Source organism: Streptomyces altiplanensis (assembly GCF_053591575.1).
In genome coordinates this window covers 1-10,366 of sequence record NZ_JBSFUB010000157.1, presented here as the reverse complement: position 1 = coordinate 10,366, position 10,366 = coordinate 1, and the positions used below count along the sequence as shown (strand labels likewise).

Annotated in this window: 12 protein-coding genes and 1 pseudogene; 7 read left to right on the top strand and 6 right to left on the bottom strand. The window is 71.5% G+C overall.

Translation table 11 applies throughout. The features are described 5' to 3' along the window. The first annotated feature begins 276 nt into the window (after window positions 1-276). A complete protein-coding gene (locus tag ACWD0Y_RS34715; protein WP_450264249.1) occupies window positions 277-699 on the top strand; it encodes a VOC family protein in 423 nt (140 codons plus the stop codon). Window positions 700-773: 74 nt separating this feature from the next. On the opposite strand, the gene ACWD0Y_RS34710 is transcribed toward ACWD0Y_RS34715, so the two are convergent. Then, window positions 774-2,279: a SulP family inorganic anion transporter gene (locus tag ACWD0Y_RS34710; RefSeq protein ID WP_450264248.1), complete on the bottom strand. Its 1,506-nt coding sequence runs from the start codon at window positions 2,277-2,279 to the stop codon at window positions 774-776. Between the two features lie 402 nt (window positions 2,280-2,681). On the opposite strand from ACWD0Y_RS34710, the gene ACWD0Y_RS34705 reads away from it, so the two are divergent. After that, window positions 2,682-3,095: a MerR family transcriptional regulator gene (locus tag ACWD0Y_RS34705; RefSeq protein ID WP_450264247.1), complete on the top strand. Its 414-nt coding sequence runs from the start codon at window positions 2,682-2,684 to the stop codon at window positions 3,093-3,095. Between the two features lie 235 nt (window positions 3,096-3,330). After that, entirely contained in the window at window positions 3,331-3,768 is a 438-nt protein-coding gene (locus ACWD0Y_RS34700) for a resolvase (RefSeq protein ID WP_450264246.1), read from the top strand. A gap of 65 nt (window positions 3,769-3,833) precedes the next feature. On the opposite strand, the pseudogene ACWD0Y_RS34695 reads toward ACWD0Y_RS34700, so the two are convergent. The 3 genes and pseudogenes from ACWD0Y_RS34695 to ACWD0Y_RS34685 form a co-directional block, all read right to left on the bottom strand. Continuing rightward, a pseudogene (locus ACWD0Y_RS34695) lies at window positions 3,834-3,987 on the bottom strand (pyridoxamine 5'-phosphate oxidase family protein); the annotation flags it as partial. Between the two features lie 405 nt (window positions 3,988-4,392). Further along, window positions 4,393-5,382 carry a prolyl aminopeptidase gene (gene pip, locus ACWD0Y_RS34690; RefSeq protein ID WP_450264245.1) on the bottom strand — a complete coding sequence of 330 codons (990 nt, stop codon included), beginning with the start codon at window positions 5,380-5,382 and terminating at the stop codon, window positions 4,393-4,395. Between the two features lie 95 nt (window positions 5,383-5,477). Further along, window positions 5,478-6,086 carry an ABATE domain-containing protein gene (locus ACWD0Y_RS34685; protein WP_450264244.1) on the bottom strand — a complete coding sequence of 203 codons (609 nt, stop codon included), beginning with the start codon at window positions 6,084-6,086 and terminating at the stop codon, window positions 5,478-5,480. A 95-nt stretch (window positions 6,087-6,181) separates the two neighbouring features. Here ACWD0Y_RS34685 and ACWD0Y_RS34680 point away from each other — a divergent pair, with 95 nt between their 5' ends. From ACWD0Y_RS34680 to ACWD0Y_RS34665, 4 genes are all read left to right on the top strand, one after another. Next, window positions 6,182-6,964, top strand: a complete 783-nt coding sequence (locus tag ACWD0Y_RS34680) for an MBL fold metallo-hydrolase (RefSeq protein WP_450264243.1) — start codon at window positions 6,182-6,184, stop codon at window positions 6,962-6,964. Between the two features lie 133 nt (window positions 6,965-7,097). Beyond that, window positions 7,098-7,514: an ester cyclase gene (locus ACWD0Y_RS34675; protein ID WP_450264242.1), complete on the top strand. Its 417-nt coding sequence runs from the start codon at window positions 7,098-7,100 to the stop codon at window positions 7,512-7,514. 71 nt (window positions 7,515-7,585) lie between these two features. Then, window positions 7,586-8,728 (top strand): LLM class flavin-dependent oxidoreductase, encoded by a 1,143-nt coding sequence (locus ACWD0Y_RS34670; RefSeq protein ID WP_450264241.1) that lies wholly within the window; start codon window positions 7,586-7,588, stop codon window positions 8,726-8,728. Between the two features lie 194 nt (window positions 8,729-8,922). Further along, on the top strand, window positions 8,923-9,306 hold the full coding sequence (locus tag ACWD0Y_RS34665) for a metal-sensitive transcriptional regulator (RefSeq protein ID WP_450264240.1): 384 nt from the start codon (window positions 8,923-8,925) through the stop codon (window positions 9,304-9,306). Window positions 9,307-9,346: 40 nt separating this feature from the next. Here ACWD0Y_RS34665 and ACWD0Y_RS34660 read toward each other — a convergent pair whose 3' ends face one another. Next, a complete protein-coding gene (locus ACWD0Y_RS34660) occupies window positions 9,347-9,991 on the bottom strand; it encodes a hypothetical protein (protein WP_450264239.1) in 645 nt (214 codons plus the stop codon). Continuing rightward, window positions 9,898-10,251 (bottom strand): hypothetical protein, encoded by a 354-nt coding sequence (locus ACWD0Y_RS34655; protein WP_450264238.1) that lies wholly within the window; start codon window positions 10,249-10,251, stop codon window positions 9,898-9,900. Before ACWD0Y_RS34655 ends, ACWD0Y_RS34660 begins: the two co-directional genes overlap by 94 nt. Between the last annotated feature and the right edge of the window lie 115 nt (window positions 10,252-10,366).

The following is a 10,366-nucleotide window of genomic DNA, read 5'->3' as shown; positions in this document are numbered from 1 at the left end:
ACCCGACGAGATATCAGGATGGTTGGCAAAAACGCCGCATCTCGGGTCGCTGCCAGATGACCCCAAACAGGACCTCAGTGGAGAAAACATCCACTCAGAAGGGGGCCCGTTTCGCTTTTGAGTGAGAACGGGTTCTGCGAACGAATCCGGGTCCGGCGGAGGTCTGGCAGCCCGTTTCTGATCTTGCTCGCGCAAAGGAACGTTTGTGAGAGTCCAGGCGTCGCTGGCGGCCGTGGGCTCTTGGGGTGTGGTGCCTGTCTGCCTACGATGATCGGTATGTCGCCTGATGCCTCCCCGTCCTCCGTCTGGCCGGTCCTGCACTATGACGACACGAAGGCGGCGCTGCGCTTCCTGGTCGACGTGCTGGGGTTCGAGCAGGTGGTCGCTGCGCCGGATGAGCACGGCGGGATCGGGCACGCGGAGCTTCGCTGGCCTGGCGGTGGTGCGCTGGTGTTCGGTTCGACCCGGCACACGGACAGCGTGCACGGGCGGATGCGGGCGGGCACCAGTGCGGTCTACGTGGTGAGCGACGAGGTGGACGCGGTGCACCGGCGGGTGGTCGACGCCGGCGGTGAGGTCCTCGAAGCGCCGCATGAGACGCGGTTCGGGTCGGGCGTGGCGGCGTACGTGTGCACGGTGCAGGACCCGGAGGGCAACCTGTGGACCTTCGGCACCTACCGGGGCCCTTCGCCGGAGTAGGGCCCCGGGCAGAGACGACAGGACCCCGGCCGGTGGGGCCGGGGTCCTGTGCTGTTGGCGTGTGGTGCCGGGGGTCAGTGGCTGCCGGCGAGTTCGCCGGTGAGCTTGCCGTGGAGGTCGGCGCTCAGGTCGTTCAGTCCGGTGATCTCGACGGTCTTGCCGCGCTGGGCGTACTTGGTCTCGATCGCGTCCAGGGCGGCGACGGAGGAGGCGTCCCAGACGTGGGCGTCGGACAGGTCGATGACGACCCGGTCGGGGTCGGTGGCGTAGTGGAACTGTCCGACGAGGTCGTTGGAGGAGGCGAAGAACAGCTCGCCGCTGACGCGGTAGACGACCGTGGTGCCGTCGGGGTCGAGGACGCTGTGCACGCGGGCGAGGTGGGCGACGCGCTTGGCGAAGATGACCATCGCGGTGACGGAGCCGACCACGACACCGATGGCGAGGTTGTCGGTCGCGACCACGCAGATCACGGTGATGGCCATGACGGCGATCTCACCGGCCGGCATCCGCTTGAGGGTCTTGGGCGCGATGGAGTGCCAGTCGAACGTCGCGAAGGAGACCATCACCATGACGGCGACCAGGGCGGCCATGGGGATGTCGGAGACGACGGGGCCGAAGGCGATGCACAGCACCATCAGGAACCCGCCCGCCAGGAACGTGGAGACGCGGGTGCGGGCTCCGGACACCTTCACGTTGATCATCGTCTGGCCGATCATCGCGCAGCCGCCCATGCCGCCGAAGAAGCCGGTGACGATGTTGGCGATGCCCTGGCCGATGGACTCGCGGGTCTTGGAGGAGTGGGTGTCGGTGATGTCGTCGACCAGCTTGGCCGTCATCAGCGACTCCATCAACCCGACCAGCGCCATCGCGAACGCGTACGGGGCGATCGTCGTCAGTGTGTCCATGGTGAACGGCACGTCCGGCAGGCCCGGCACCGGCAGCGAGGAGGGCAGGGCGCCCTTGTCGCCGACGGTTGGCACCGTGATCCCGGCCGCGACCGTGATGACGGTCAGGATGACGATCGCCACCAGCGGGGCCGGGATCACCTTGGTGACCTTCGGGAAGAACACCATCAGCGCGAGCCCGCCGATGATCAGCGGGTACACCGCCCACGGCACGTCGTGCATCTCGGGCACCTGAGCCATGAAGATCAGGATCGCGAGCGCGTTGACGAAGCCGACCATCACCGAGCGCGGCACGAACCGCATCAGCTTCGCCACCCCGAGCGCGCCCAGGACCACCTGGATGACACCGGCGAGGATGACGGCGGCGATCAGGTAGCCCAGACCGTACTCGTGGTTCAGCGGGGCGATCACCAGGGCGATGGCGCCGGTGGCGGCGGAGATCATCGCCCGACGGCCGCCGACGATCGAGATGACCACGGCCATGGTGAACGAGGCGAACAGGCCGACCGCGGGGTCGACCCCGGCGATGATCGAGAAGGAGATCGCCTCGGGGATCAGCGCGAGGGCGACGACCAGGCCGGCCAGGACCTCGGTGCGCCAGACCTTGGGGTTGTTCAGCCAGTCGGGCTTGAGGCCGCGCAGCCGCGCGGCGGGGGTCACAGCAGCAGAAGACAAGGAGATGCGTACCTGTCGTGCTCGGGCACACCGCGGGCCGGGCCGGGGCGTGCAGGAGGAGGCGCGGGAGACCGACCGGCATCCCGCGGGGCGGCCCGAAGTGGGCCGGGAAGTCGTGAAGGACGCGAGCCGGGGGCCTGGGCGGTGCCCGGCCGGGCAGGTCAGGTCCGAGGGCGATGGGTCACGGCGGGCAGGCGGCGGCGATCGGCGTCATGGGCTCGCGCACGCTCTCTCCTGCAAGAATCGGATCTTCGCCGGGGGCGCCATCGGCCCCGGAACGGCAGCAGCGGGGCAGCCGGGCCGCCCTCACCTTCATCAACTCTACCCTAACGTTAGAGTAGAGATCGGTGAGGTTCGCACGGGACGCGACCCGCCACAAAGAGAAGGGCCAGGGAAACGGGCGTGGACGACAAGCACATGCAGATCGGCGAGGTCGCCACACGGGCGGAGCTGTCCCTGCGCACCATCCGGCACTACGAAGAGACCGGCCTGATCATCCCCTCCGCCCGCTCCCAGGGCGGCTTCCGCCTCTACACCGAGACCGACGTCGCCCGGCTCATGGTGATCCGCCGCATGAAGCCGCTCGGCTTCACCCTGGAGCAGATGCGCGACCTCCTGGACGCCACCGACCGCCTCGACGGCGACACCGGCCTCGACGCCGGCGAGCGCGAGGCGCTGCTGGAGCGGGTGCGGACCTACCGGCAGGCTGCCGCCGAGCAGGTGGAGAAGCTGCGCGTCCAGCTGGCCCGCGCCGAGGACTTCGCCGCCACCCTGGGTGCCCGCCTGGAGCAGAACGCTCCGGCCGCCCGCGTCTAGAACCGCACCGCGGCGTCACGTCCCGGCCGATACCCCCTCGTCCTGCGGCTGCGTGGGCCGGGCACGGTCGCGACTGCCGTGGTCAGGTCCAGCTGAAGGCGGCTGCTCATGTCCAGCTCGAACCGGCCGTAGGGGTTCACGTGCGTCCAGAACAGCGGGGACAGGGCCCGCCGGTCGGCGTCGACGGACTGCGCGCCGCCGAGGCCAAGGGCAGCAAGGGCGGACGCCGCCCGCCGTGGCGGCCGCGAAGACCGGCGACGTCCGCACCGCGTACCTGGAAGGCCGCTCCATCGCCGCGCTCGCCCGAGACCACGGCGTCAGCCGCAGCGCGATCCGCACCGCCGTCGCCGACCTCTTGCCCGATCACACCGCCACCGAGGAGGCCGCCGCCTCTGAGCTGCCGGTCACCCTCGACATGCCCGGCAAGGTCGCCGACTTCCTGCGCACCACCGAGCTGGAGCCCGCCGAGCGGGTCGCGCTCGACCAGGGGGTGACCGTACGGCGCGGCCAGGGCTACACCCTGCGCGTCAGCGCCATCCCCGCCGTGCACCACCAGCTCCTCGCCCGCTGCCAGCCGCTCGACGGCGCTCAGGGCATCCCTGCGGTCCCGGCTCAGCGCAAGGCCCGCCGCGAGTACGAGAACCGGGTCAGCACCGCCTCTCCCGGACCATGATCAATCTCACCGGGATTTCCTGTACTTCGACTACTCACACCCTCATTAGCCCTTGCTTCTGGTCAGTCCTTCTCGGTGGTGAGCACGATGTCGTCGCCGTCGGGGAGGAACCAGACCGGGGCGACGTGTGGGTTGCCGTCAGCCCGGACGGTGGAGTTTGCCGGTACGGGTGCCGTGCGTGACGAACGCCCGCCACTGCTCGTCGGTCATCTTCCGCATGCGTTCCCTTTCACGCTGGTGGAGGGCTGTGCCAGGGCGCGACGTCCTGTGCCCCGAGGCCGGGGCGGTCTCGGGGCACGCGCTGGGTCTCAGTTGCCCCAGAACGCGTCCTCGGCGGCCGGGTCGGCGGAGAACAGTCACACCTCGGTGATCTTGCCGTGGCTGACCGACATCGGCCTCTGACCACAGTCACCGTCGGTGCAGGCTGGGCGACGGCGTGGGCGAGGCTGTCGTGGAGAGGCAGGGAGCCGTGCAGTCCAGTCGCCTCCAGCAGATGCTGAACAGCGGCCTCCAGCTCACCAGCCGAAGGCCGCCGAATCGCTGCCTGGCCTGGGATCCGCCTCCCTCCGCCACGGCCGCTTCAGGACTCCAGCGGCGGCAGACGCGTGCCGGAGGGCCGGCGTATCAGGGCCTTGGGGTGGCGTGGTCTGTCGCGCTCGCCGTGGCGAAGCGTGAGATGGACTCGGCGGCCAGGGCGAGAGATGCGTCGCTTGCCGGGTCACCGGGTCCGTCGACGATCCTCAGTTCGGCGCTGGGCCATTCCTGCGCGAGTTCCCACGCGGTGACGGACGGGTGGGCGAGGTCGAGCCGGCCGTGGATGAGGACCCCGGGGATTCCGGCGAGCTTGGCGGCGTCGCGGATGAGAGCGCCCTCGCCGGTCCAGGCGCCGTTGGCGTGGTAGCGGGCGGAGGTGCGGGCTACCGCGGTCTGCTCGTCGAGGGGCCGCTCGCCGAGTGCGGCGAGGCCCGGGTGGGTGCCGCCCGCGGTGCGGACGGTGTCGTGCCAGCGGCTCCAGGCGCGGACCGCGCGTTCCCGGACGGCGGGGTCCTCGTCCTGGGTGAGGCGTTCGTAGGCGCGGACGACGTCGTCGTACGGTCCGGCGTCGGCGGCGGCGAGAAACTCCTGCCACTGGCCGGGGAAGAAGCGGTTCAGGCCGCGGTAGGTCCAGTCGGTCTCGGCGCGCCGGGACGTGGTGACGCGGGAGAGCACGATCTCGGTGACGCGCTCGGGGTGTGCCTCGGCGTAGGCGAGCGCGAGGGTGGAGCCCCAGCCCTCCGCGTACAGCAGCCACTGCTCGATGCCGAGATGCTCGCGCAGACGCTCGATGTCGTCGACGAGCGTCCAGGTCTTGTTGTGCCGCATCGCTGTGGCGGGGTCGGCGGCACTGGGGGCGGAGCGTCCGCTGCCGCGCTGGTCGAGCAGGACGATCCGGCAGCGGTCAGGGTCGAACAGGCGGCGCTGTTCGGGGCGGGTGCCGGCTCCGGGGCCGTCGTGGACGACGAGGGCGGGCTTGCCGCCGGGGTGGCCGGAGGTCTCCCAGTGGACGAGGTTGCCGTCGCCGACGTCGAGCAGGCCGCTCGCGTACGGCTCGATCGGGGGAAACAGGCTCGTCATGGCGGGGTGTCCTCTCCGTGCTCGTCCGGCGGGATGCCGGAACCACCCGGACAAACATCACGGGAAACTTGATTATTTCCCGTGAGGTTGTGGGCTCAGTCGGCGGCGCCGCTGCGTCGGGCGTAGGCGCGGGCGGCGCGGGCGCGGTCGCCGCAGCGTGTGGAGCACCAGTGGCGCCGGCCGTGCGTGCGCAGGAGGAACCGGTCACAGGGGGCGGAACCGCAGGCCGCGAGGAGGCCGGCGTCCGGGCCGGTGAGGAGGTCGGCTGCGTCGGCGGCGAGGGTCGCGAGTGCGTGGTTGACGGCCTGGTCGGTGGGGTGGGCCTGGACGCGGCGCAGCCCCTGGGCGCCGTCCCAGGCGATCAGGGGAGCGGTGGGTACGGCGGTGAGGGCCTCGTTCACCGCGTGCAGGGATTCCTCGGGCGGGGCCGCGCCCTCGATGCGGGCGGCGAGCAGGGCCCGGACGTGTCCGCGCAGGGTGCGCATCCGCTGTGCGCACACCTCGTACAGCTGCACGTCCGGGGCGGTCAGGTCGTGCGCGGCGAGCCAGCGCATGGCCGACTCGGGCACGGCGAGCAGATCGTAGCCCTGCCCCGCAGGCAGGGTCGCCGTGGTGTCGGCGAAGTCCAAAGACCGGTACCAGTCGGCGCCCGGGGCCGGGGGCAGGGCGGTCTTCGCGAGGTCGGTGGCCAGGGTCTCATCCATACCTCTCATGGTAGCTCTTGCACTTTTCCGTGAGGTCTGTTTACCGTGGCATCACGGAAAACGCGCATAGTTTGCGTGAGGAACGAGGAGATGGCATGTCCCAGCACGACGTCCAGCAGTTCCCGGTCCGCGTCTTCGGCGGTCCGACCGCTCTGTTCGAGTACGGCGGCCTGCGCTTTCTGACCGACCCGACCTTCGACGGCCCTGGCGACTACGCCTCGCCCGGCCCGGTCCTGACGAAGACCGCCCCCTCCACCACGACGCCCGCCGAGGTCGGCTCCGTCGACGTGGTCCTGCTCTCCCACGACGAGCACGCCGACAACCTCGACATCTCCGGCCGCGCCCTGCTCGCGGACGTCCCTCTCACCCTCACCACCCCCGCTGGCGGCGAGCGCCTCGGGGCGAAGGCCAGGGGGCTGGCCGACTGGGAGTCCATCGAGCTGGAGCGGCCGGGCGGCGGCACCGTCACCGGCGTGCCGGCCATCCACGGCCCCGGCGCGCGTGAGGAGGTCGAGCCCTTCGCCGGCCAGGTCGTCGGCTTCGTCCTGACCGGGGAGGGCCTGCCGACCGTCTACGTCAGCGGCGACAACGCCTCGCTCGATGCGGTCAGGGAGATCGCCGAGCGCTTCGGCCCGGTGGACACCGCCCTCCTGTTCGCCGGAGCACCCCGCTTCCCCATGCTCTTCGACGGCCGACCGGTCGTCCTGGACAGCGCCCAGGCCGCCGAGGCCGCCCGGATCCTCGATGCCCGCCGCGTCGTCCCCGTCCACCACGACAGCTGGGCCCACTTCACCGAGGGCCGCTACGAGCTCGAGGCCGCCTTCGCCGCCGGCGGCCTGACCGACCGCCTGGACCAGGACTGGCTCCAGGTCGCCTGAGCGCAGACCTCCGTCCACGAACCACGACCCCACACCGGTCGGGGCCCGAAACGCGCCGGCCCCGACCGCCGTGCCACCACCTCCGCGGCCTCCCACGGCGCCGCCGTCCGTCACGACAGAAAAGGCCAGCCACATGTCCACCGAGACCCCCACGCAGCTCGTGCGCCGCTTCTACCAGGCACTGGAGAAGGGGGACTACGACACGCTCGCCGGCATGTTCCACCCAGACTTCGTCTTCTACCCCCAGATCGACAGCCCCCGGCCGGGCGCCGCGGGGTTCATCGACGCGGAGAAGAAGCACGTCGACGCCTTCCCCGGCATCCGGCTGACGGTCATCGACACCATCGCCGAAGGCAACAAGGTCGGCGCCTACGTCGTGGTCGAAGGCACCCAGGGCGGCGACTTCTACGGCATCCCCCCGCGCGGAGCCCACATGCGCTTCTCCATGTTCAACCTGTTCACGTTCAAGGACGGGAAGATCATCGAGAAGCGGGCCCACTACAACCGGGCCGACATCATGGACCAGCTCACGGCCGGCCCCACCGCATAACGACACCGGACCCTGCGGACCGCGCCCCGGCACAGCCGACGGCGCGCCCGCGGGTGCACCCCGGCCCGGGGGTGCACCGCCACCCCGGGCCCGTCACCTCCGGCACCACCAAAGCCACCCGCTACGGGACCGCACCCGCCCCGCTGTCCCTCCTCGACACCGCGCCGACCGGCGCCGGCTACACCGCCACCGACGCACTCAACACCTCCATCGACCTCGCCCGCCTCGCCGACCGGCGCGGTTTCGCCCGCTACTGGGTGGCCGAACACCACTCCATGCCTGGCGTGTCCACCTCCCACCCGGCCCTGCTCCTCGCCCGGATCAGCGCCCACACCCACCACATCCGGCTCGGCTCCGGCGGCGTCATGCTCCCCAACCACCCGCCGCTCGTCGTCGCCGAACAGCTCGGCATGCTCCAGGCCCTCGCACCCGGCCGCGTCGACCTCGGCCTCGGCCGCGCCCCCGGCACCGACCGCGCCACCACCGCCGCCCTGCGCCGCGGACAGAGCGGCGACGACTTCCCCCAGCAGGTCACCGAACTCTTGCACTTCCTCGACGACGACTTCCCCGGCGGCCATCTCTACGGCGCCCACGGCCCCTACAGCGACCGCGTCCACGCCGTCCCCGGCCCCGCCCAGGACCGCCACAACCACGCCCCGCAGCGAGCCCGCCGCCCTGACGTGTGGCTGCTGGGTTCCTCCGACTACTCCGCCCAGCTCGCCGCCGCCCTCGGACTGCCTCTGGCCTTCGCTGCCCACCTCGCCCCCGAGAACGCCGTCCCCGCCGTCGAGCTGTACCGCGAGCGGTTCCGCCCCTCCGCCGTCCTCGCCAAGCCGTACGTCATGATCGGCGTCGGCGTCCTCGCCGCCGACGACGACAGCGAGGCCCGAAACCAGGCGCACGCCTTCTCCCACGCCATGCTCCGCATGTTCACCGGCCGCCCCTTCCTCATCCCCACCCCCAAGGAAGCCGTCGCCCTCTACACCGCCGCCACCAGCGCCGAACGCGAGGCCGTGGACGCCTGGATGTCCCGCATCGTCCACGGCACCGCCGACCACGTCACCGACGGCATCAACCGCGTCCAGGCAGCCACCGCGGCCGACGAGATCATCCTCGCCCCCCAAGCCCACTCCCTCGACGCGCTGACCCGCTCCGCCCAACTCATCGCCGACGCCTACGACATGCCCGAGCAGGCTGCGGACAAGACGGCGTGAGAGCCTTCTCCCACTTCGCCGGCGCGACGAACCCGGCAGTCCGTCCCCAGCCACGCAGCGGCGACGGGCGCCTGGCCCTCGCCTCGGGCCGGCTCACCGCTCTCCTCGATGCCGGCCGCCTTCCGAAGCCGCGCAAAGGCTCAGGTCCCCGCCAGTCAGGGACGGAGGAGCGGAAGTCGCAGTGACCGGGGCAGTTGAGACTCGCGCACCATCGCCACTCAGCAGCCAGCGGCGCGGGCACGTCCGCGGGGCAGCACGACGGCGTCCAGCAACTTCCCCGCCCGGCCGGCCGCCGCCTTCACGGCTACACCGCCAACAAGGACGATGTCCTCAAGCGACTGCGCCGCATCGAGGGCCAGGTGCGGGGTCTGCAGCGCCTGGTCGAGGAGGACACCTACTGCATCGACGTCCTCACCCAGGTCGGCGCCACCACCAAGGCGTTGCAGTCCTTCGCCCTGACGATGATGGACGACCACCTCCAGTCCTGCGTGGCCGACGCCATCGCGCAGGGCGGCGACCAGGCCCAGGGCAAGATCGCCGAAGCGTCCCAGGCGATCGCCCGCATGGTCCGCTCCTGAACCGCCGCGCATCGGCCGGGCGGCGGTCCGCGCGGGCGGGTCAGTGTCCGGTGTTCGTGTGGCCTCCCTGGTGCACGGTGGTCCAGGTGCGGCCGCCGTTCTTGGACTCGTGGACAGCGTCGTTGCTGTCGGCGGCCAGGAGGTGGTCGGGGCCGGCCGCGGTCAGTACGGCGCCCTGTACTCCGCCAGGGAAGCGGCCGCGTTCGTTCCAGGAGGCCCCGTTGCCACCGGTGAGGATCTTGCCGTCCGCGGTGAGGGCGAGCAGCCGGCCGGGGGCTGGCTGCTTCACGGCGGCCAGGGCCGGTGCGCCGGGAACCGGCTGGAAGGTGGCGCCGCCGTCGGTGCTGTGCAGCAGCCCGTCGCGGCTGGTCGCCCACACCTCCTGAGGCGTCCCGGCGTGGGCGGCGAGGTCACCGGCCGGGATTTTCGCGCGCCGTTCCCACGTGGCGTCGGCGTCTGTGCTGGCCCAGACCTGCGAGGTCTGGCTGTCGAGGCCGTAGAGGATGGGGCCGGCCTGCTGGAGTGAGTGGAAGTCGGCTTCGCCTGCGGCGGAGACGGTGGTCCAGGTCTGGCCGGCGTCGGTGCTGCGGATCAGGCCCAGATGCGGTGAGGTCGCGGCGGGGTCGGTGGGTGAGGGGTGGCCGCTGGTGAGGAAGGTGCGCGGGCCGGTGACGGTGAAGCCCATCGTGTCCTGGTGGCGGTCGGTGATCCGTACGGCGCCGGCGGGGTGAGGCGGAAGACGCCGAGGTGCCCGGCGGCGTAGAGGGCGCCATCGGCCGGGTCCAGGCCGAGACCGTGCAGGTGCCCGGTTCCCGGGTCGGCATCGCTCGTCGCGCCGACCTTGCCCTGCGCGGGCGCGGTGTCGGTGGTCGAGCAGGCGGTCAGCAGCAGGGCGCCGGTCGCCGCGGCGGCCGCGAACGCGGCTGTGCGGAAGCGGATGGTCATGTGTGGGTCCAGAGCGCTTGAAGGGGAAGAAGGGCCGGCCACCCCGGGTGGGGGGGGCGGGGGGGGGGGGGGGCCCCCCCCCCCGGTGGGTGGTTGTGGTGTTGATTTATCAGGG